Origin of the sequence: Collimonas sp. NPDC087041, from assembly GCF_044745265.1 — a bacterium.
Lineage (GTDB): Bacteria > Pseudomonadota > Gammaproteobacteria > Burkholderiales > Burkholderiaceae_D > Collimonas.
The window spans coordinates 113,648-132,821 of sequence record NZ_JBIUZX010000003.1 but is presented as its reverse complement, the minus strand read 5'-3'; the positions used below and the strand labels follow the sequence as shown (position 1 = coordinate 132,821).

Annotated in this window: 21 protein-coding genes; 17 read left to right on the top strand and 4 right to left on the bottom strand. The window is 58.3% G+C overall.

Features of this window, described 5'->3' with window-relative positions:
• The first annotated feature begins 35 nt into the window (after positions 1-35).
• Entirely contained in the window at positions 36-881 is an 846-nt protein-coding gene (locus tag ACIPF8_RS06465; RefSeq protein ID WP_400419461.1) for a DMT family transporter, read from the top strand.
• A 17-nt stretch (positions 882-898) separates the two neighbouring features.
• Here ACIPF8_RS06465 and ACIPF8_RS06460 read toward each other — a convergent pair whose 3' ends face one another.
• Positions 899-1,681, bottom strand: coding sequence for a helix-turn-helix transcriptional regulator (locus ACIPF8_RS06460; RefSeq protein ID WP_400418511.1), 783 nt, complete (start codon positions 1,679-1,681; stop codon positions 899-901).
• Positions 1,682-1,818: 137 nt separating this feature from the next.
• Here ACIPF8_RS06460 and ACIPF8_RS06455 point away from each other — a divergent pair, with 137 nt between their 5' ends.
• Both ACIPF8_RS06455 and pbpG read left to right on the top strand, forming a co-directional pair.
• Positions 1,819-2,586, top strand: coding sequence for a class I SAM-dependent methyltransferase (locus ACIPF8_RS06455; protein ID WP_400418508.1), 768 nt, complete (start codon positions 1,819-1,821; stop codon positions 2,584-2,586).
• 433 nt (positions 2,587-3,019) lie between these two features.
• A complete protein-coding gene (gene pbpG / locus ACIPF8_RS06450; protein ID WP_400418506.1) occupies positions 3,020-4,195 on the top strand; it encodes a D-alanyl-D-alanine endopeptidase in 1,176 nt (391 codons plus the stop codon).
• A 154-nt stretch (positions 4,196-4,349) separates the two neighbouring features.
• Here the strand turns inward: pbpG and ACIPF8_RS06445 are convergent, their stop codons facing one another.
• Positions 4,350-5,132, bottom strand: coding sequence for an IclR family transcriptional regulator (locus ACIPF8_RS06445; protein ID WP_061532749.1), 783 nt, complete (start codon positions 5,130-5,132; stop codon positions 4,350-4,352).
• Positions 5,133-5,341: 209 nt separating this feature from the next.
• On the opposite strand from ACIPF8_RS06445, the gene ACIPF8_RS06440 reads away from it, so the two are divergent.
• The 3 genes from ACIPF8_RS06440 (at position 5,342) to ACIPF8_RS06430 (ending at position 7,898) form a co-directional block, all read left to right on the top strand.
• Complete coding sequence (locus tag ACIPF8_RS06440; protein ID WP_400418504.1) at positions 5,342-5,767, top strand: diacylglycerol kinase; 426 nt, start codon at positions 5,342-5,344, stop codon at positions 5,765-5,767.
• A gap of 179 nt (positions 5,768-5,946) precedes the next feature.
• Entirely contained in the window at positions 5,947-6,723 is a 777-nt protein-coding gene (locus tag ACIPF8_RS06435; RefSeq protein WP_400418501.1) for a DeoR/GlpR family DNA-binding transcription regulator, read from the top strand.
• A gap of 29 nt (positions 6,724-6,752) precedes the next feature.
• Positions 6,753-7,898, top strand: a complete 1,146-nt coding sequence (locus ACIPF8_RS06430) for an MFS transporter (RefSeq protein ID WP_400418498.1) — start codon at positions 6,753-6,755, stop codon at positions 7,896-7,898.
• A gap of 13 nt (positions 7,899-7,911) precedes the next feature.
• Here the strand turns inward: ACIPF8_RS06430 and ACIPF8_RS06425 are convergent, their stop codons facing one another.
• Complete coding sequence (locus ACIPF8_RS06425) at positions 7,912-8,382, bottom strand: DM13 domain-containing protein (RefSeq protein WP_400418495.1); 471 nt, start codon at positions 8,380-8,382, stop codon at positions 7,912-7,914.
• A gap of 310 nt (positions 8,383-8,692) precedes the next feature.
• On the opposite strand from ACIPF8_RS06425, the gene ACIPF8_RS06420 reads away from it, so the two are divergent.
• The 11 genes from ACIPF8_RS06420 (at position 8,693) to ACIPF8_RS06370 (ending at position 17,524) form a co-directional block, all read left to right on the top strand.
• Positions 8,693-9,709 carry a sulfate ABC transporter substrate-binding protein gene (locus ACIPF8_RS06420; protein WP_400418492.1) on the top strand — a complete coding sequence of 339 codons (1,017 nt, stop codon included), beginning with the start codon at positions 8,693-8,695 and terminating at the stop codon, positions 9,707-9,709.
• A 70-nt stretch (positions 9,710-9,779) separates the two neighbouring features.
• On the top strand, positions 9,780-10,370 hold the full coding sequence (gene ssuE / locus ACIPF8_RS06415) for an NADPH-dependent FMN reductase (RefSeq protein ID WP_400418489.1): 591 nt from the start codon (positions 9,780-9,782) through the stop codon (positions 10,368-10,370).
• 106 nt (positions 10,371-10,476) lie between these two features.
• Positions 10,477-11,463 (top strand): sulfonate ABC transporter substrate-binding protein, encoded by a 987-nt coding sequence (locus ACIPF8_RS06410; RefSeq protein WP_400418487.1) that lies wholly within the window; start codon positions 10,477-10,479, stop codon positions 11,461-11,463.
• An 11-nt stretch (positions 11,464-11,474) separates the two neighbouring features.
• Positions 11,475-12,512 carry a sulfonate ABC transporter substrate-binding protein gene (locus ACIPF8_RS06405; RefSeq protein WP_400418486.1) on the top strand — a complete coding sequence of 346 codons (1,038 nt, stop codon included), beginning with the start codon at positions 11,475-11,477 and terminating at the stop codon, positions 12,510-12,512.
• Positions 12,513-12,543: 31 nt separating this feature from the next.
• The gene (gene ssuD, locus ACIPF8_RS06400) at positions 12,544-13,692 is read left to right on the top strand and encodes an FMNH2-dependent alkanesulfonate monooxygenase (RefSeq protein ID WP_400418484.1); all 1,149 of its coding nucleotides are present in this window, start codon (positions 12,544-12,546) and stop codon (positions 13,690-13,692) included.
• A 10-nt stretch (positions 13,693-13,702) separates the two neighbouring features.
• On the top strand, positions 13,703-14,548 hold the full coding sequence (gene ssuC / locus ACIPF8_RS06395) for an aliphatic sulfonate ABC transporter permease SsuC (protein ID WP_400418482.1): 846 nt from the start codon (positions 13,703-13,705) through the stop codon (positions 14,546-14,548).
• Positions 14,549-14,592: 44 nt separating this feature from the next.
• Positions 14,593-15,462 carry an ATP-binding cassette domain-containing protein gene (locus ACIPF8_RS06390; protein ID WP_400418480.1) on the top strand — a complete coding sequence of 290 codons (870 nt, stop codon included), beginning with the start codon at positions 14,593-14,595 and terminating at the stop codon, positions 15,460-15,462.
• Between the two features lie 50 nt (positions 15,463-15,512).
• Positions 15,513-15,728 carry a molybdopterin-binding protein gene (locus tag ACIPF8_RS06385; protein WP_061532758.1) on the top strand — a complete coding sequence of 72 codons (216 nt, stop codon included), beginning with the start codon at positions 15,513-15,515 and terminating at the stop codon, positions 15,726-15,728.
• A 59-nt stretch (positions 15,729-15,787) separates the two neighbouring features.
• Positions 15,788-16,003, top strand: a complete 216-nt coding sequence (locus tag ACIPF8_RS06380) for a molybdopterin-binding protein (RefSeq protein ID WP_014007003.1) — start codon at positions 15,788-15,790, stop codon at positions 16,001-16,003.
• Positions 16,004-16,046: 43 nt separating this feature from the next.
• Positions 16,047-16,934 carry an EAL domain-containing protein gene (locus tag ACIPF8_RS06375; protein WP_400418476.1) on the top strand — a complete coding sequence of 296 codons (888 nt, stop codon included), beginning with the start codon at positions 16,047-16,049 and terminating at the stop codon, positions 16,932-16,934.
• Between the two features lie 2 nt (positions 16,935-16,936).
• The gene (locus ACIPF8_RS06370; protein ID WP_400418474.1) at positions 16,937-17,524 is read left to right on the top strand and encodes an RBBP9/YdeN family alpha/beta hydrolase; all 588 of its coding nucleotides are present in this window, start codon (positions 16,937-16,939) and stop codon (positions 17,522-17,524) included.
• Between the two features lie 7 nt (positions 17,525-17,531).
• On the opposite strand, the gene hutH is transcribed toward ACIPF8_RS06370, so the two are convergent.
• A complete protein-coding gene (gene hutH / locus ACIPF8_RS06365; protein WP_400418471.1) occupies positions 17,532-19,172 on the bottom strand; it encodes a histidine ammonia-lyase in 1,641 nt (546 codons plus the stop codon).
• Positions 19,173-19,174: the final 2 nt, after the last annotated feature.

Here is a 19,174-nt window from a genome sequence, read left to right as displayed (position 1 = left end):
CTTCTGCGCCGCCCGGCCATCGCCTGCTGGCCGCGATGCCGCTGGTGTTCGTCCTGATCTGGAGCACCGGTTTCGTGGTCGCCAAATTCGGCCTGCCGTATGCGCCGCCATTGACTTTCCTGTTGTTGCGATTCGTTGGCGTACTGCTGGTGTTGTTGCCGTTGGTGCTGCTGATGCGCGCGCCGTGGCCGGTCGGGCAGATGCGTCATATTGCGTTTGCGGGGGTGTTGCTGCAGGCCGGCTATCTGGCGGGCGTCTGGTGTGCAATCAAGCTTGGCATGCCGGCTGGATTGTCGGCTTTGATCGTTGGCATGCAGCCGATCCTGACCGCGTTTGCCGCGCCCTTGATCGGCGAATCGGTGCGGCCGCGGCAATGGCTGGGATTGGCGCTTGGCCTGTGCGGCGTCGGCCTGGTGGTGGCGGCCAAGATTTCGTTGGTCGGCTTGTCGTGGCAAAGCATTGCGCTGTGCCTGATGGCGCTGCTATCGATTACGCTCGGTACGCTGTATCAGAAACACAAATGCGCGCATTTCGATTTGCGTACCGGTACGCTGATCCAGTTTGCCGCCTCGACCGCGGTGCTGCTGCCATTTGCGATTTTTTACGAACACTTGAACCTGACGCTGGACACGGTGCAATGGACGCCGCGTTTCATCGGCGCCTTGCTGTGGTCGATCCTGGCCTTGTCGATCGGCGCGATCTTCCTGTTGTTTGCATTGATACGCAAGAGCGCCGCGACGCAGGTAACCAGTTTGCTCTACCTGACGCCGCCAACCACGGCGGTGATGGCATGGCTTATGTTCGGCGAAGTGTTCAGCCTGATGGGAATCATCGGCATGGTGGTCGCTGTGTGCGGCGTGGCTTTCGTCGTCAAGAAATAGGCGAGGAAATAAGCGCATCAATCCGGCAGCAGCATCACCAGCTTCAGCTCCGGCCGGTTGGCAACCCGCAGATTGACTTGGCGGTACGCCAGCTGACCCAAGCTTGGATGATTGAAGCGGCGTTCGCCGCCTTCTTTTTCAGTTACGTCGTGCAGGCTCCAGGCGCGCTTGAACGCCGCGCTACTGGCGCTCAATCGGGCGACCAGGTCGGCAATCTGCGGCTCGTCCAGATACATCCCGCAATCGGCGCGAAATTCCGCCACCAGCCGGCGCGCCCGTTGTTCCCAATCGCTGATCAATCTGGCGGCTTCCGGCGTGGAGTAGGTGTACTCCAGCAGGTTCTTGCTGCCGGCCTTTTGATCCAGCCAGCCGACGAACAGGGTTTTGGCGGCGCGGTTCCAGGCGACCGCATTCCAGTAGCGATCCAGCAGGTAGGCGGGGGTCTTGATGTTGGCGGTGACGGCCAATATTTCATCCGGGATTTTCTGGTCCGCCGTATCTTGCGATTGCGGGTCCTTTTTGCCTGACAGCTCAAACAGGTAAGCGCGCTTGGCGCGCGACAGGTGCAGCGCATCGGCAATTCGCGCCAGCGCCGCCGCCGATACTGAAACCGTGCGTCCTTGCTCGATCCAGGTGTACCAGGTCACGCTGATGCCGCATAACTGCGCGACTTCTTCACGCCGCAGGCCCGGCGTGCGGCGGCGCGCGCTGCCTCCCAGGCTCAGCTCTGCCGGCGACAGCTGGGCGCGCTGGGTCTTGATGAAATCGCCGAGAGCCTTGCGTTTGCCGGCATCGTCCATGTTGCTCCTGGTTTTATCCTGTTGTTAAAGGTAATAGTATAAACACTGGTCTTGTAACAGGATAAAAAATAACTACACTTGGAATCTGAATTCGATTTATTGCTACCACCTTTTTATCCGATGCCCAGGAGAGCCCGATGACCGCCGCACGCAACCATGACAAGGTAATTTCCGAACAATTCGGCAGCACGGCTGCCGCTTACCTGACCAGCACCGTTCACGCGCAAGGCGCCGACTTGCAGCAACTGGCCGATTACGCTGCCCGCTTCCCGCAAGGCAGGGCGCTTGACGTCGGCTGCGGAGGCGGGCACGCCGGCTTTGCGATTGCGCCGCAGGTCGGTCAAGTGGTTGCATACGATCTGGCGAACGAAATGCTGGAAGTGGTCCGGCAAGCGGCTGGCGCGCGCGGTTTGAAAAATCTCTCGGTGAAACAGGGGAGTGCGGATCAGTTGCCGTTCGATGACAACTCTTTCGATTTTGTGTGTACCCGCTACAGCGCGCATCACTGGAAAGACTTGCCGCGGGCGTTGGCGGAAATGGCGCGCGTGCTCAAGCCGGGCGGCAAGTGCATCGTCATCGATACCGCGTCGCCGGAAGATGTGTTGGCCGATACCTATCTGCAATCGATCGAGTTGTTACGCGATACATCACATGTGCGCAATCGCAGCCTGTCGGCCTGGACGGCATTGTTGACCCAGGCCGGATTCAAGGTGACGGCGAATAACAGCTGGAAGCTGGCGCTGCAATTCGATGCCTGGGTGGCGCGGATGCGTACGCCATCCGCGCGGGTGACGGCGATCAAGTCATTGTGGGATGCCGCGCCCTCAGAAGTGTCGACTTACTTCGGCTTGCAAGAGGATTACTCGTTTGCCATCGATTCCGTGCTGATCGAGTGCGATAAATAATTTGATATACCATTTCCGATCTCGCAACGAAGCGTAGCCGAGGGCTATGCGCGATGGCGGGTGTAGATGGATATAAAAGCGAGAGTTGCAATCTGATTGGCCCGCGATGCATGCGGGCCATTTTTTTGAGCTCCAGGTTCTTTTTTTTTCGATTTTTCCAGGCCCGAATAATTAAGCGATATCAAGCAATTTAATTAATTGTGAAAGTGTAAAAAGAGATCATAATGACAATTATGTCAAGGTCGTTACAAATTTTCCGTGGAATCGTGAAATGGAATGCTTCGTAATTACGCTAAAATCTAGCCGGCAAATCATTCTCCTGGCATCGAAAGTCGTTTAAATTAGTGCGCTAACTATCTAATTTTCTTGCGGTTTTTCAGAGATTTGCCTACACTGCCACAAAGTTATCGTTCGCCGAATATTGGAGCCGCAAATGGGCAAATCCGCGCTAGTTGTTTTTTTATCACTCTTTCTGGTGCTCGCGATCGCGCCCGCTACTCCTGCTTTGGCTGAAGCGAAGCATGTTAGCGCTAAGAAGAACACTAAAAAAACTGCGGCTAAAACAACCGCCAAAACCGCTTCCAAAGCAACCGGCAAGAAAACCGCTGCCGCAGGCGGTTCCAGAAAACATCAGGTGATTGCAGCGCGTGGCCACAAGCAAGGCAGCATCGCATCGTTTGACAAGAACGAAAAACTGGTCAAGAAAGTCGTGATGGTGCATGGTCGCCGCAAGGTGACTTATCAGCGCGTCGCTTTTGCGCCGGTTGTGCCGGCCTTGCCGCCAGTCCTGTCGGCCGGTGAGCAGGCTGGACTGAACCTGACGCGCGATCCGCTGGAGTTGAAATCCAGTGTTGCGCTGGTGTTGGATCAGAACAGCTCGGAAGTTTTGCTGGACAAGAATTCCCAGGTTGCCTTGCCGATCGCATCGCTGACCAAGCTGATGACCAGCATGGTAGTGGTTGAATCGAAGCAGGACATGAACGAAGTATTGAGCGTGACCGACGATGATATCGATCGCGAAAAACACAGCAGCTCGCGTTTGCGCATTGGTTCGCAACTGACCCGTGCCGACATGCTGCACATTGCCTTGATGAGTTCCGAGAACCGCGCAGCATCTGCGCTTGGCCGTAACTATCCAGGTGGCTTGCCGGCATTCGTCGCAGCCATGAATGCCAAGGCCAAGGCACTCGGCATGACCGAAACCCACTATGTTGATTCGACCGGCCTGTCGCACCTGAACGTTGCCAGCGCCCGCGATCTGTCGCGCCTGGTGATGGCGGCTTATCAGCATCCGATCATTCGCCAGTACTCGACGGATTCCAAGTATGTAGTTGAACCAGGCGGCCGCTCGCTGCAATATTCGACATCCAATCACCTGGTGGAAAATCCTGAATGGCAGATCGGCCTGCAAAAGACCGGCTACATCAACGAAGCAGGGCGCTGCATGGTCATGCAGACCACCATCGATGGCCGTCAGATCGTGATGGTGTTCCTCGATTCGCGCGGCAAGTATTCGCGCCAGGCCGATGCCGATCGCGTACGCCGCTGGCTGGCTGAAGCGCATCCATCGACCTTGACCGGCGTTAAGGTTGCAGACCGCCAGAGTTAATTCCTGAGGTGTGTCGGCGATGCAGTGTTGGCCCCGCCTCTGATGTACTGAACGTAAAAAAGAGCTTATTCGATTGACGAATAAGCTCTTTTTATTGGCTGCTTGTTTATTGCGCGGCAGGCTTGGCTGCGGGCGCAGTCCTATATTGTTACGATTACTGTTGCGACGAATAGCCGAGCACGGCGGAAATCTGGTTCGCGGTGCTGATCAAATCCTCTACCCATTCTTCCTGCAGGCGATCCGCCGGCGCCGAGATCGACAGTCCTGCCACCATCTTGCCGGAATCGTCGCGGATGCCGGCTGCCATGCAGCGCACGCCGAGTTCCAGTTCTTCGTTATCGCGTGCATAGCCGAGCGCACGCACCAGGCTCAGTTCGCGTTCCAGCTTGCTGAGGTCGGTGATGGAATTCTTGTTGTGGCCGGCCAGTCCGGTGCGGGTGGCGTAAGCGCGCACCATTTTCGGATCGTCGATGGACAGGAACAGCTTGCCGGTAGAGGTCAGATGCAGCGGCGCGCGGCCGCCGATGGCGCGCACCACCTGCATGCCGGAGCGCTCGGAAAAGGCGCGGTCGATGTAGACGATTTCGTCGCTTTGGCGCACCGACAAGTTCACTGTCTGATTGGTCTTGCGATGCAGGCCGCGCATGAAGTCGAGCGCTGCTTCCCGCACGTTGAGACGGCTCTTGACCACATTGCCCAATTCCAGCAGGCGCATGCCAAGCCGATAGCTGCCCGGCTCGGAGCGGTCGACAAAGCGCTTCACCACGAGGTCGTTGAGAATGCGGTGTGCGGTGGATGGATGCAGACCGGTGACCGCCGAAAGTTCTTTCAGGCTGACCGGATCGGGGTAGAGCGCCAGGGTATCCAGTAGCGAAATCATGCGTTCGATGACCTGGATGGAAATTTTACCGGCGTCGTCAGTCGTGGCTGTTTTCATTGGGCTATTGGTGCATTGCAATGGAATCTTTATATCATAATGTGAAAAATTATGCTTTAGTATTGTCACCGATTAGAGTGGCGGCACAAGTTGGTAGCGCAGGTATCTGGCATGACGAAAAAACAATTGCAAGCATTTGGCGTGCGCCGCAACAAGACTGTTAAAATCTGTCGGCGCAACCCTGCGCTAACTTTCAAAATCAGCACAGCATGAGCAAAAAACCGCAATCACCGCAGTCGCAAGAGCCTACGCAGCGCATCAGCGAATTCAAGAGCACCAGCGGTTTCAAACGAATTTTCTCGGCATTTTTCTATTCGATAGAAGGTTTCAAGTCGGCCTGGAAAAACGAGCATGCGTTTCGCCAGGAGCTGATGCTGGTGATTCCCGGCATCATCGTCGCCTTGTTGCTGCCGGTTTCCGTGATACAGAAACTGATGCTGATTGCCGTGCTGGTCTGGATCATCATCATCGAACTGATCAATTCGGCGATTGAAGCGGTAGTCGATCGCGTTTCGCTGGAGCGTAATCCATTGTCGAAGAACGCCAAGGATTTTGGCAGCGCCGCCGTGTTGCTGACCTGCATCCTGGCCGTCGCCACCTGGGCTGTCATTCTTTATCCCCTGTTGTTTTCCTGATTGACGCTGCGGCATCCTGAAGCAACCTGGATGCCCACTCCGCCGTCCCTGCGCGGATCTTTTCCCATTCATTGATTCAATTTACTGATTCTTTTGGTCGGCACTAAAATATTGCCCTTGTTTGCACGTTTGTGTATATTTGTACGTGTTTATGCGTATTTTGGTTCGATTGGATAAAAATGGCCCTGACCCACCTCCTTCTGAAAGAGCGTCATGCGCTGATCCGGCAGTCTTTGCAGACGCAGGGACGGGTCCTGGCGCAGGATCTGGCGCAGCAATTGAATGTGTCGGAAGACACCATTCGTCGCGATTTGCGCGACCTGGCCGCAGCCGGGCTGTGCCAGCGCGTGTATGGCGGCGCGCTGCCAATCTCGCCTACCAACGCGCCGCTGGCGGAACGGCGGATGGAAGCGGTGGAACGCAAGGCCCGGCTGGCACGCGCGGCGGTGCGGCTGGTTACTGCCGACAGTGTGCTGTTCATCGATGCCGGTTCGACCAACTTGGCTATCGCTGAGGCACTGCCGGAGTTGCCGCTGACTGTCATTACCAATGCGCCGACGATTGCTGTGGCGCTGCAGGAACGTGCGGCAATCGAATTGATCCTGATCGGCGGCCGGGTTGACCGGCGCAGCGGCGCCAGCCTCGGCGCTGCCGCATTGCGCGATGCCGAACGGTTGCGGCCGGATTTGTTTTTCCTGGGCGGCTGCGGCATCGATGCCGCGGCCGGCGTCACTTGCTTCAATTATGAAGAAGCCGAATTCAAGCGCAGCCTGGCGGCCGCCAGCCGGGCAGTAGCGGTGGCCGTCACCAGCGAGAAGGTAGGCACCGCGGCGCCGTATTCGGTGCTCACTGCGGGGCATCTCACGCACCTGGTGGTCGAGCAGGATGCCGACCCCGAGCAACTGGCGGCATTCGCCAGCCATGGCGTGCAATTGCTGCGCGCCGACGTCGAATAATCGTCCTCCATTTTTCCGAAAGCCATGCCATGAACCAGATCGGCCCCAAGCAACGCCTTGCCACCCGTCTTGCCTTTCTTAGCGCCGGTCTGTGCATGTCCGCCTGGGCGCCGTTGGTGCCATATGCAAAGGCGCGGCTTGGACTGAATGAGGGATCGCTTGGTTTGCTGCTGCTTTGCCTTGGCGTCGGTTCTTTGCTGGCGATGCCGCTGACAGGCGTACTGGCGGCGCGCCTCGGTTGCCGGCGCGTGATCCTGACTGCGGGCGCGCTGACCTGTCTGCTGTTGCCTTGCTTGGCGCTGGCGGACAGTCCACTGCAGTTGGGCATTGCACTATTTGTATTCGGCGCCGCCATCGGCACACTGGATGTGGCCATGAATGTGCAGGCGGTGATGGTGGAAAAAGCCAGCGGCGGTGCGTTGATGTCGGGTTTCCATGGTTTGTTCAGTGTCGGCGGATTCGTCGGCGCTGGCGGCATGGCGCTGCTGCTGTGGGGCGGTTTGAGTCCATTCTGGTCGAGCGTGGCTGCGGTGCTGCTGGTTGCACTCGTGTTGCTGGTGGCTGCGCCGCATTTGCTGCGGGAGCCGGAGCAGTCCGATCGCGACGCGCTGTTTGTGCTGCCGCATGGCGCGGTGATTTTTATCGGCGTGCTGTGTTTCATCGTGTTCCTGGTCGAGGGGGCGATCCTTGACTGGAGCGCGCTGTTCCTGACTGCTGCGCGTGGCCTGGACGCCAGCCAAGGAGGGCTTGGCTACGCCGCCTTTGCCATCGCCATGACGACCGGCCGCCTGACCGGCGACCGCATCGTCAAGCGCTTCGGCGGCAAGCGCGTGCTGTTGCTGGGCGGCCTGTGTGCGGCCGGCGGCTTCTTCCTGGCTGTCTCGGCGGCGACCGCAGCTGTCGCCTTGATAGGGTTTATCTTGATCGGCCTGGGCGCCTCCAATATCGTGCCGATCCTGTTCAGTGCTGCGGGTAACCAGGCCACGATGCCGGCCGGGCTGGCGATTGCTGCCATCACCACCCTCGGCTACGCCGGCATCCTGGCCGGGCCGGCGCTGATCGGCTTTATCGCGCATGCGACCAGCCTCAACGTAGCGTTTGCCATGCTGGGTTGTGCGCTGCTGCTGGTGGCGGCCAGCGCCCACTTGGGCGCCGCGTCGAAGAAAGCTGCCTGAGCGGGCCGTCGGCTCAGCGGAATTGCGCCGCGCTGATGAACTGCGAGTAGGCCTCGCACCAGATGACAACGGTGTTGTAGCGCGACAGGTCGACTCCTGGCGGCAAGTCAACGATAAAGCCGTCGAAGGTCTTTACTTCACCCACCCGCAGCGCTTGCTTCTTGATATCGAGGAAGCCTTGCTTGCTGTCGACGAATTCGGACGTCAGGTACACCTTGTAGTCGGGACCAGGAGCGACACTGCCTTCAAAGGCAATTTGCTTGTCGCCGACGGCAACTGTGCCTTGCGCCCAGTGCACAAAATCGCTGCCGGCCAAATCCTTCTTGAACACCCCTTTATATTGTGCGTTGCCGGCCGCCTGTTTCAGTTGCGCGGCGGTCGGGCCTTCTCCTGCCGTCAGGATGGGCAGCAGGTAAATGCCGGCGGCAAAGCCGATGACGGCAGCCAGCAGATGCGAGGCGGTGTAGGCGAAGATTTTTTTCATTTGCGATCCTGGTAAAAATGGCGTTGAACGAAGTTGCAGCGAATTACCTTGTCTAGTCGCACACATCCTTCGATCCTTACATTTTTAATAAGATCGCCTGGCAATCCCTTCCTTCCACCGCCTGCCGCACATTTCCATACGGCCAGCTTTATACCAATTCAGCTGGAATATGCACCGTCCTTATTCATTCGGCAGGTCCATGCATATCTGTTTTGCGCATAACGAGAGAAGAAAGAATTCGTTCTGTTTTTAAAGGCGCCTCATTAATCTGTACTCCTCAAAACAAAAACGTTCACGAGGGAAGAAGAATATGTTGAAGAAAATCGTTCGTACGGTGATTGCCATTGCCCTGGTTGCGCAGAGTGCGCAGATTGTCCATGCGGCAGATTTTTCGCTGCTCAATGTCTCTTATGATCCGACACGCGAGCTATACCAGGACTACAACAAGGCCTTTGCCAAATACTGGAAAGAAAAGACAGGCGACAATGTCACGATCAAGGCATCGCATGGCGGTTCCGGCAAGCAGGGGCGTTCGGTGATCGACGGCCTGGAAGCCGATGTGGTGACTCTGGCGCTGGCTTACGACATTGACGAGATTTCAGAGAAGGCCAAGCTGCTGCCAGCCGATTGGCAAAAGCGCTTGCCGCACAACAGCACCCCATATACCTCGACCATTGTGCTGCTGGTGCGCAAGGGTAATCCAAAGGGGATCAAGGATTGGGACGACCTGGTCAAGCCGGGCGTATCGGTGGTGGTGGCCAATCCAAAGACTTCCGGCGGCGCACGCTGGGCTTACCTGGCAGCCTACGGCTATGCGTTGAAGAAAAATAATAACGACGACGCCAAGGCACGCGATTTCATCACCAAGCTGTACAAGAATGTGCCGGTGCTGGATTCCGGCGCGCGCGGTTCGACCGTGACATTTGCGGAACGCGGCGTTGGCGATGTACTGCTGTCGTGGGAAAACGAGGCTTACCTGGTGGAAGCCGAGTTTGGCAAGGGCAAGTTCGATACCGTGTTCCCGTCGCTGAGCATCCTGGCTGAACCGCCGGTTGCCGTGGTCGACAAGGTGGTCGACAAGCGTGGAACGCGCAAGATTGCGCAAGCCTACCTGGAATACCTGTACTCGCCTGAAGGCCAGGAAATCGCGGCACGCAATTACTACCGTCCTACTGATCCTAAGGTTGCAGCCAAGTACGCGTCGAAGTTTCCGAAGCTGAGCCTGTTCACCATCGACGACACTTTCGGCGGCTGGACCAAGGCCCAGAAAACGCACTTCAGCGATGGCGGCGTGTTCGACAAGATTTACCAGCCGGGCGCGAAATAATTCGTATCGTCGTTTAACCCTGGCGTCGCTATCGATGGCGACGCCATATCAGTTTTCAAGATTGCCATAAATGACTATTTTGCTGTTGGCCGGTAGCCCGTCGGCGCCTTCCCGTTCTACCAGGGTATTGCATCATGTAGGTGAAAAGCTGGCGCTGCTGGGCCATCGATACAGCAAACTGGATGTACGCGACTTACCCGGCGATGCGCTGCTGCGGGCCGATTTCAAGAATCCGGAAATTCTGGCCGCGTTGTCGCAAGTGGCGCAAGCCACTGCGGTGGTGGTGGCGACACCGGTCTACAAGGCGGCTTACAGCGGTGTGCTGAAGGCCTTCCTGGATTTGCTGCCGCAGTTCGGATTGACCGACAAGCTGGTGTTGCCGCTGGCGACCGGCGGCAGTCAGTCGCATATGTTGGCGCTGGATTACGCGCTGCGGCCGGTGTTGTCTTCGCTGGCTGCCAAGCATGTGTTGCCGAGCATTTATGCGACAGAGGCGCAGGTGTTGTGGTCGGAGCAAGACGGCCTGAGTCTTGATGAAAATATTGTCCAGCGCATCAATGAGGGTGTGCAGCAGCTGTCGGATAGTTTGCAGGCATTGAACAAGGCCGCCAGCAATGAATTCCATCCGATCCCATTTTCGCAAGTGCGATGTAGCGTGTAATAACCCGACGCCCTATTAAATAATTTACCCCGCCCGGTAGTCATCAAAAAAGCCATTTTTCCAGTGGCGGGGGATCGCTTTGTCTAAAAATATCAGGAAGCATGCAATGACCGATTCGACCAGGAACAAACAACATACCCGTCGCCATGTACTGGCGCTGTTGTCGGCTGTAATCGCCGGCGCATTCATTGTCGGCGCACCGCAACTGGCGCAGGCGCAGGACAAGCAGGTGCTGCGCATCGGCTATCAGAAAGCGGCCAGCACGCTGGTGCTGTTGAAAGCGCACGGCACATTGGAAAAAAGGCTGGCGGCGCAAGGCATCGAGGTCAAGTGGGCCGAGTTTGCGGCTGGGCCGCAATTGCTGGAAGCGCTGAATGTCGGCTCGGTCGATTTCGGTTATGTCGGTGAAGCGCCGCCGATTGTGGCGCAAGCTGCCGGCGCCGATTTTGTCTACAGCGCCTATGAAATCCCGACACCGGAAGCGGAAAGCATCCTGGTGCCGAAGAATTCGCCGATCAAGACACTGGCCGAGTTGAAGGGCAAGAAAATCGCTTTTAACAAAGGCTCCGATGTGCACTGGCTGGTGATCAGCCTGCTGAAGAAAGGCGGCGTCGGCTATGGTGAATTCCAGCCGATCTACCTGGCGCCGGCTGATGCACGTGCAGCGTTCGAGCGCGGCGCAGTCGATGGCTGGGCGATCTGGGATCCGTTCCAGAGCGCCGCCATCAAACAGATCGATGCGCGCGTACTTGCCAGCGGCACGGGCGTGGTCAGCCATCACCAATTTTTCCTGAGCGCGCGCAAGTACGCAGAAAAGAATCAGGCAGTGATCAGCACGATCCTGGAAGAAGTCGGCAAGGAAGGCCAATGGATCCGGGCCAATTACAAGGAAGCAGCTGCGCAGCTGGCGCCGATCCAGGGATTGGATGCAGATGTGATCGAAATCGGCCTCAAGCATTACGCCCATATCTACAAGCCGATCGACAGCAAGGTGCTGGATGAGCAGCAAAGGATAGCCGATACCTTCTACGAATTGAAACTGATTCCAAAGAAGATCTCGACCCATGACGCTGTGCTGGCGAACAAAACCTGAGCGCAATCATCATGACACTCGCCATACCAAGTGTGAAAAAAGCGGTCGGTGAATGGGGCGCTCGCATTGCACGCAACACCGGCGCGACCTTGCTGTTGCTGCTGGCCGGGCTGGTGCCAATGGCCATGGCGCAGGCGCAGATACAAGCGGACAAGAAAGAACCGGAGCAGATACGCATCGGTTTCCAGAAAAGTGCGGTCAACCTGGTGATCCTGAAGCAGCGCAATACGCTGGAACAGCGCTTCAAGAACAGCAAGATTGTCTGGCTGGAGTTTCCGGCAGGACCGCAATTGCTGGAGGCCTTGTCGGCCGGCAGCCTGGATTTCGGGTTGACCGGCGATAGTCCGCCGGTGTTTGCCCAGGCCGCCAACAAGGATCTGTTGTACGTCGGCGCTGAACCGCCGAAACCGAACAGTTCCGCAATCCTGGTGCAGGCGGCTTCGCAGATCCACAAGCTGGCAGATTTGAAAGGCAAGCGGATCGCGGTTCAAAAAGGTTCGAGCGCACATTTCCTGTTGGTGCAGGCGGTGAAAAAAGCCGGACTGACCTGGGCCGATATCCAACCGATCTATTTGGCGCCGGCCGATGCACGCGCTGCGTTTGAGCGCGGTAGCGTCGATGCCTGGGCGATCTGGGATCCGTACTACGGCGCCGCTGAATTGAGCTTCAAGCCGCGTGTGCTGACCAATGGTCGCGGCTTGTCGAACAACAATTCGTTTTATCTGGCGTCACGTGCTTTTGCCGAAAACTATCCTGGCACTGTGCTGACCTTGCTGGATGAACTGACCAAGGCCGACCAGTACCAGCTGCAAAATCGCAAGGAAGTCGCGCAATTGATTTCCGATATCAGCGGCCTGAATCTGGCCACTGTGCATCTGTTCCTGAGCCGTCGTGCAGCGCCGTCGCCAACTACGGTGATTAGTCCAGAGATGGTGGCGGATCAGCAACGGGTAGCCGACAGCTTCAAGGAAATCGGCTTGATTCCGCGTGCAATAAAGGTCGCCGATATTGTCTGGCAGCCGAAGCCAGCAGCATTGGCGCGGCAGTAAATTTTATTTTTTAACGAATACGGAAGCAGTCATGAACGTTTTCTGGTTTATCCCCACCCACGGCGACAGCCGTTATCTTGGCACTTCGCACGGTGCGCGTCCGGTCAACTTCGATTACATGAAGCAGATCGCGGTTGCCGCCGATACGCTCGGCTATGACGGCGTGCTGCTGCCGACCGGACGCTCTTGCGAGGATGCCTGGGTGACGGCGTCGAGCCTGATCGGCTTTACCCAGCGCCTGAAATTCCTGGTGGCGATCCGCCCCGGCTTGAGTACGCCGGGCTTGGCGATACGCATGGCGTCGACTTTCGATCGCCTGTCGAACGGCCGCTTGCTGATCAATGTGGTGACCGGCGGCGACCAGGCGGAACTGGAGGCTGACGGCTTGTTTGCCGAGCATGCCGAACGTTATGAAATCACTTCTGAATTCCTGAAAGTCTGGCGCGCCGCCTTGTCTGGAGAAGGTGGCGACAGTGGCTATAACTTCATCGGCAAGCACATCAAGGTGAAGGGCGCCAAGACCTTGTATCCGTCGGTGCAGAAGCCGTATCCACCGCTGTATTTTGGTGGCTCTTCGGAGCCGGCGCATGAACTGGCGGCAGAGCAGGTCGATGTCTACCTGACCTGGGGTGAGCCACCGGCTGCAGTTGCCGAGAAAATTGCCGATATCCGCGCGCGTGCCGCCAAGCACGGCCGCACGGTACGTTTCGGGATTCGCCTGCACGTGATCGTGCGCGACACCAATCAAGCCGCCTGGGCTGCCGCTGAAGAGCTGATCAGCCATGTCGACGATGATGTGATTGCCCGCGCACAGGCAGCATTTTCCAAGATGGATTCGGAAGGCCAACGCCGCATGGCGGCATTGCATGGCGGCCGCCGCGACAAGCTGGAAGTTGCGCCGAACCTCTGGGCCGGCGTCGGCCTGGTGCGCGGAGGCGCCGGTACTGCGCTGGTCGGCGATGCCGAGACCGTGGCCGAACGCATGCGCGAATATGAAGCGCTGGGAATCGATACTTTCATCCTGTCCGGCTACCCGCATCTGGAAGAATCCTATCGCTTTGCCGAACTGGTGTTCCCGTTGCTGGGCAAGGGCCGCGAGGCATCCGGTGAACAGCCTCTGACCGGGCCGTTCGGTGAAGTGATTGCCAACGGCTTGCTGCCGAAGGCATCGCAAAGTTGAAGGAGGCGGCATGAGCGCAATCAGTAGCACCATCACATCGGCAGCTTCGGCAAAGCGGCCATCGCAAGCCCGCGCCAAGGAAAAAGGGCGAGCCGCCCGGATCTGGAAGGAAAGGCTGCTGCCATGGCTGCTGCCGGTGTTGCTGATCCTCGGTTGGGAGTTCGCCGCCAAGGTCGGCTGGCTGTCGAGCCGCATCTTGCCGGAGCCATGGGCTGTGGCGCGTGCGGCCTGGTCGTTGACGATATCGGGCGAGCTGTGGACGCACGTACGCATCAGCGCCTGGCGGGCGATTTCCGGATTTGCCGTTGGCGGCGGCCTGGGATTGTTGCTGGGTTTGCTGACCGGTACTTTCAAGCGGGCGGAAACCCTGCTCGACACCAGCATCCAGATGATTCGCAATATTCCGGCGCTGGCGCTGATTCCGTTGGTGATCTTGTGGTTTGGCATCGATGAATCGTCGAAGCTGTTCCTGGTGTCGATCGGCGTATTTTTCCCGCTCTATTTGAATACTTTCCACGGCATCCGTTCGGTCGACAAGGGTTTGATTGAAATGGCGCGGAGCTATGGTTTATCCGGCTGGCCGCTGTATCGGGATGTGATCCTGCCGGGCGCGTTGCCGTCGATCCTGGTTGGCGTGCGCTTCTCGCTGGGACTGGTGTGGGTGTTGCTGATCGTGGCTGAGACCATTTCGGCGCAAGCTGGGATCGGTTACATGACGATGAACGCCCGTGAATTCCTGCAAACCGATGTGGTGTTGGTCGGCATCCTGCTGTACGCGCTGCTGGGCAAGCTGGCTGACATGCTGGCGCGTGGACTGGAGCGCTATTGGCTGCGCTGGCATCCCGGTTATCAGTAAGCGCGGCTTGCCGCTCATGCGTATCAAAGAAATTGGAATCGAATATGCAAAATGATCCTGTTGAAAATGCCGAAGTAAAAGCCGTCGCCGGGCATGGCGTGACTGGCGGCCGTGGCGTCGGCATCAGCGTGCGCGCTGTCTCGAAATCGTACGCCGATCGGGAAGTGCTGAAGACGCTCAATGTTGAGATTGGCGCCGGCGAATTTGTGGCCATTGTCGGCCGCAGCGGTTGCGGCAAGAGCACCTTGCTGCGTCTGATCGCCGGGTTGGAGCAGCAAAGCGCGGGGCGTATTGATTTCGGTAATGATGCCGATTGCGCGGCGTGCGCCAGTCCTGCCAAGCAGCCGGAAATTCGCATCATGTTTCAGGACTCGCGCCTGCTGCCGTGGAAGCGCGTGCTGGCCAACGTCGGCCTCGGATTGCCGCGCGCCTCGCAGGCTTCGGCCAAGGCACTGGCCCAGGTCGGCCTGGAGCAGCGTGCCAACGAATGGCCGGCAGTGCTGTCGGGTGGCCAGCGGCAACGGGTGGCGCTGGCGCGGGCGCTGGTTCATGATCCGGAATTGCTGTTGCTGGATGAACCGCTTGGTGCGCTGGATGCGCTGACCCGCATCGAGATGCAGCAGCTGATCGAATCGCTGTGGGAAGCGCGCGGCTTTACCGCGGTGCTGGTGACGCATGATGTGCAAGAGGCGATTGCGCTGGCGGACCGGGTGCTGCTGATCGAGGATGGCGAGATCACGCTGGACGAACGGGTCGATTTGCCGCGTCCAAGGGCGCGCGGCAACCTGGCCTTCGCTCAGCTGGAAGAGCGGATTTTGGCGCGCGTGCTGAAACACCCGGCGCCGCAGCCGGATGCGGCCCTCGGCGATCTGTCGCTACAACGTACGTTCAGCCAGGTTGGCTGGGCTGTTTGATTTTTTGAGGCAAGCGTTTTTGACATAACCGTATTACCAAAGGAGAAAGCATGAGCATCCAGGCAATTAATGTCCGCAACCAGTTCCGCGGCAAGATCCAGAGCATTACCGAGGATGAGGTGTTATCCGCGCTCGATATCGAAACTCCTTCCGGCATCGTGTCGTCGGTGATCACTACCCGTTCGGTGCGCGACCTGGGGTTGGTGGTTGGTTCCGAAGTGGTGGCGCTGGTGAAGGCGACTGAAGTCTCCATCGCCAAGCTTTAAATTTCCATTTTTACAAATTTTTCATTTGCTGTTCAATCGTATTCTCTCGGGAAAAAATCATGACTATCCAAGCTATCAACGTACGTAATCAATTCAAGGGCAAGATCAAGGCGATCATCGAAGGCACTGTGGTGTCGGAAGTCGATGTTGAAACTCCTGCCGGCATCGTCACTTCGGTGATCACCACGCGTTCCGTGAAGGACCTGGGCCTGGTGATCGGCACTGAAGTGGTGGCGCTGGTCAAGGCGACCGAAGTGTCGATCGCCAAGATCTGATTGCCGCGCGTTGATCCTTTCGACTGACCCTAAAGAGGCAGCCATGTCCTTTCCAGCTCTGGAGCAATACCTGGCCCGTTTGAACGGCGGCGCGCACGACGAAACTCGCAGCGACAGCCGGGTCTGGCTGGACCAGGATGGGCGCGCCCAAGGGCGCTATTTCAACACCACGCTGACTACCGCATTCCAGCCGGTGCGGCGCATCGATGGTACGGCGGGTAAGGGCGTCGCCGTCGGCCATGAAGGCTTCGCCCATAGTTACTCGGCCAACGACAACGGCCTGTACCTGTGGAAATTGCTGGATCACGCCGCCAGCGACGATGAATCGATCGAGCTCGACCGCTTGTGCCGCATGCTGCACTCGATCAATTTCTACCGGCAACCGGAGGCGGCCGGCACCGATTTGTACCTGAGCGTGCACGCGCGCCTGCTGGCTGCGGTCGACAGCAATCACGGCATGGCATTCCGGCGTATCCTGACACTGCTGGGCTTGCCGCAAGAGCGAATCGTATTGCAACTGCCGACCATCACCGAAAACCAGGGCTGGCTGTTGAATTATGTGTTGGACAACTACCGGCGCAATCATTTCCGCTTGGCGGTGAATGCTGACGATGTAGCACAGGCACAGGTCTTGCTAGAAAGAGTCAAGCCGGATGTTGTCAAGATTGATGCGCGTGGCATTAATCAGGATCCACAGACCGTGGATTTGCTGCAGGATTGTGCGGCGCGCGGCATCCAGGTGATTTTCAAGAGGCTGGAAAAGGCGCGTGATCTGGAGGTGTTGCAGCAACTGGCGCAGGAAATTGCCTGGCCGTTGCATGCCCAGGGATTCCTGTGGGATTTGCCGCAGGCTTCATTGCATGCTTTCTCCGCGTTGACCGATACGCAGGGCGGCGCCTCAGCTGAGGTGCTGGATACAGAAGGAGGCTGAAGATGCCGACATTGTCATCGTTTCGTGTGCTGGTAGCCCCGGGGCTGTATAACAGCGGCCCGCTGCATTGGCAATCGCGATGGCAACGTCTCTATCCGGCGTTCGAGCGGGTTGAGCAAGAGAAGTGGGATGCACCGGTGCTGGAAGTCTGGTCGCAACGTTTGCAGCATCAGTTGCGGCAATCGGAACAACCGACATTGGTGATCGCCCACAGCTTCGGTTGCCTCACTACGGTGCATGCCGCCTTGACCGACATACCCAATTTGGCCGGGGCGCTGCTAGTGGCGCCGGCCGATCCCGATAAATTCGATGTCAGCCAGGCTGTGCGCGGACAACTGCCGGTGCCGGCAATCGTGGTCGGCAGCCTCAACGATCCGTGGATGGAAAGCGGCCGTGCCCGGCAGTGGGCGCAAACCTGGGGCGCCGACTACGTCGACGCCGGGGCACTGGGACACATCAACGCCGAGTCCAACCTGGGCGATTGGCTGTATGGTCAATCGCTGCTGCAGCGCCTGGTGCAGCAGACATCCTTATTTCCCGGCGCTTGGGGGCAGCGGGAACCGGCCCGCCGCTCCACCGTGCAGCGCTGAAGCAGCGTTACGCTGCCTGGACAAACTCACCAATCTGCTTGATCACCGCATTGCGCACCGAGCCGCTGACCACGAACGACTGCGCCACCGCGATATCGTTGTGGAACCAGCGATCGCCTTCCAGGCAAGCCGGAATCTGACGGCGGATTTCCTGGTACGCAGCTTGCGTGCCTTTACCCAGCACGAAGCCCGGCAGCAAATCTTCCGTCATGGTCAGGGCCTGCGCCGCCAGCAGCATTTCAACGCCGATGATGTACTGCGTGTTGGCCACCACGGTGGCCGCCTTGCGCGCACACCAGGTCGAGTTCGACACGTGGTCTTCGCTGTTGCCTTTGGCCGGAATGCTGTCGACGCTACCCGGCATGCACAGCGTGCGGTTTTCCATCACCAGCGAACTCATCGAGCATTGCACCACCGGATAACCGGTGTTGACGCCGCGTACACCGCTCATCAGGTTGCGCGGCAAGCCCCACGACAGGGTCGGATCGATCAGGCGCGCGACGCGGCGTTCGCAGATGCTGCCCAGATCGGTGATCGCCATCGCCAGCAAATCCATCGCCTGCGCCAGGTACTGGCCGTGGAAATTGCCGCCGGAGATGATCTCGAAACCGCCGCCTTCTTTATCAAAGATCAGCGGGTTGTCGGTGGCCGAATTGATTTCCTTGTCGACGATGTTGTCGATGTAATCGAGTGCATCGAACACCGGGCCGTAGACTTGCGGTGAGCAGCGCAGCGAGTACACATCCTGGATGCGCGCGGTGTAAGGGATATCGGTGCGACGGCTTTCTTCCGGAAACTGTACCGCGCGCGCTTCATGTGTGGTGCGGGTGGAACCGGCCAGCAGCTTGCGGATGATGGCGGCGGTCTTGATCTGGCCAGCATGTGGACGGGCTTGCTGGATGCGGTGATCGAATGCGGCCATTTCAGCGCGCATCGCTTCCAGCGTCAATCCCAGCGACAGGCAAGCATCGCTCAGCAGGTTGCGCGCATCGTGCGCCACCAGTACCGCCACAGCCAGCGAAGCGGTGCAACCGTTGATCAGGGCTGACGCATCCTTGGCTTTCAGATCGAATTTGACAGGGCCGACACCGGACTTGGTGATGGCCTCAGGCGCACTCATGCGCTGGCCCTGGTACATCACTTCAGCTTCATCAAAACCGGCGATTGCTGCCGCCAGATAGGACAAAGGCGCGAGGTCGCCGGAGGCGCCAACGGAACCCTTTTGCGGCATGATCGGATGGATGCCGGCGTTCAGGAAAGCTAACAGGCGATCAACCACTTCAACCCGTGGCGCCGAGTAATTGCTGGCGAAAGCGTTGGCGCGCAACAGCATGGTGGCGCGGCTGACTTCTTCCGAGAACGGCTCGCCGATGCCGGCGCAGTGCGCCTTGATCAATTGGGTCTGGAACAGCTCGATGTGTTCGACCTTGATGCGGGTGTCTTTCAGCAGGCCGACGCCGGTGTTGAAGCTGTACATCATCGGCGCTTCATCGTGCATCCAGGTCGATTCGATGTAGTCGCGGCTTTCCTTCAGCGCGGCACGCGAAGAGTCGGCCAGGGTTACCGGCAGGTGCGGTGCGCGGGCGACGTCGACCACTTGCTGTGCAGTCAGGTTGAAGCCGTCGATGGTGATGGTGGTAGTAGTCATGT

What these genes read in the sequence shown, in the direction of transcription:
- ACIPF8_RS06465 (WP_400419461.1), top strand. Translation starts at nt 36, where the DNA reads ATGCCGCTGGTGTTCGTCCTGATCTGGAGCACCGGTTTCGTGGTCGCC.
- ACIPF8_RS06460 (WP_400418511.1), bottom strand. Translation starts at nt 1,681, where the DNA reads ATGGACGATGCCGGCAAACGCAAGGCTCTCGGCGATTTCATCAAGACC.
- ACIPF8_RS06455 (WP_400418508.1), top strand. Translation starts at nt 1,819, where the DNA reads ATGACCGCCGCACGCAACCATGACAAGGTAATTTCCGAACAATTCGGC.
- pbpG (WP_400418506.1), top strand. Translation starts at nt 3,020, where the DNA reads ATGGGCAAATCCGCGCTAGTTGTTTTTTTATCACTCTTTCTGGTGCTC.
- ACIPF8_RS06445 (WP_061532749.1), bottom strand. Translation starts at nt 5,132, where the DNA reads ATGAAAACAGCCACGACTGACGACGCCGGTAAAATTTCCATCCAGGTC.
- ACIPF8_RS06440 (WP_400418504.1), top strand. Translation starts at nt 5,342, where the DNA reads ATGAGCAAAAAACCGCAATCACCGCAGTCGCAAGAGCCTACGCAGCGC.
- ACIPF8_RS06435 (WP_400418501.1), top strand. Translation starts at nt 5,947, where the DNA reads ATGGCCCTGACCCACCTCCTTCTGAAAGAGCGTCATGCGCTGATCCGG.
- ACIPF8_RS06430 (WP_400418498.1), top strand. Translation starts at nt 6,753, where the DNA reads ATGAACCAGATCGGCCCCAAGCAACGCCTTGCCACCCGTCTTGCCTTT.
- ACIPF8_RS06425 (WP_400418495.1), bottom strand. Translation starts at nt 8,382, where the DNA reads ATGAAAAAAATCTTCGCCTACACCGCCTCGCATCTGCTGGCTGCCGTC.
- ACIPF8_RS06420 (WP_400418492.1), top strand. Translation starts at nt 8,693, where the DNA reads ATGTTGAAGAAAATCGTTCGTACGGTGATTGCCATTGCCCTGGTTGCG.
- ssuE (WP_400418489.1), top strand. Translation starts at nt 9,780, where the DNA reads ATGACTATTTTGCTGTTGGCCGGTAGCCCGTCGGCGCCTTCCCGTTCT.
- ACIPF8_RS06410 (WP_400418487.1), top strand. Translation starts at nt 10,477, where the DNA reads ATGACCGATTCGACCAGGAACAAACAACATACCCGTCGCCATGTACTG.
- ACIPF8_RS06405 (WP_400418486.1), top strand. Translation starts at nt 11,475, where the DNA reads ATGACACTCGCCATACCAAGTGTGAAAAAAGCGGTCGGTGAATGGGGC.
- ssuD (WP_400418484.1), top strand. Translation starts at nt 12,544, where the DNA reads ATGAACGTTTTCTGGTTTATCCCCACCCACGGCGACAGCCGTTATCTT.
- ssuC (WP_400418482.1), top strand. Translation starts at nt 13,703, where the DNA reads ATGAGCGCAATCAGTAGCACCATCACATCGGCAGCTTCGGCAAAGCGG.
- ACIPF8_RS06390 (WP_400418480.1), top strand. Translation starts at nt 14,593, where the DNA reads ATGCAAAATGATCCTGTTGAAAATGCCGAAGTAAAAGCCGTCGCCGGG.
- ACIPF8_RS06385 (WP_061532758.1), top strand. Translation starts at nt 15,513, where the DNA reads ATGAGCATCCAGGCAATTAATGTCCGCAACCAGTTCCGCGGCAAGATC.
- ACIPF8_RS06380 (WP_014007003.1), top strand. Translation starts at nt 15,788, where the DNA reads ATGACTATCCAAGCTATCAACGTACGTAATCAATTCAAGGGCAAGATC.
- ACIPF8_RS06375 (WP_400418476.1), top strand. Translation starts at nt 16,047, where the DNA reads ATGTCCTTTCCAGCTCTGGAGCAATACCTGGCCCGTTTGAACGGCGGC.
- ACIPF8_RS06370 (WP_400418474.1), top strand. Translation starts at nt 16,937, where the DNA reads ATGCCGACATTGTCATCGTTTCGTGTGCTGGTAGCCCCGGGGCTGTAT.
- hutH (WP_400418471.1), bottom strand. Translation starts at nt 19,172, where the DNA reads ATGACTACTACCACCATCACCATCGACGGCTTCAACCTGACTGCACAG.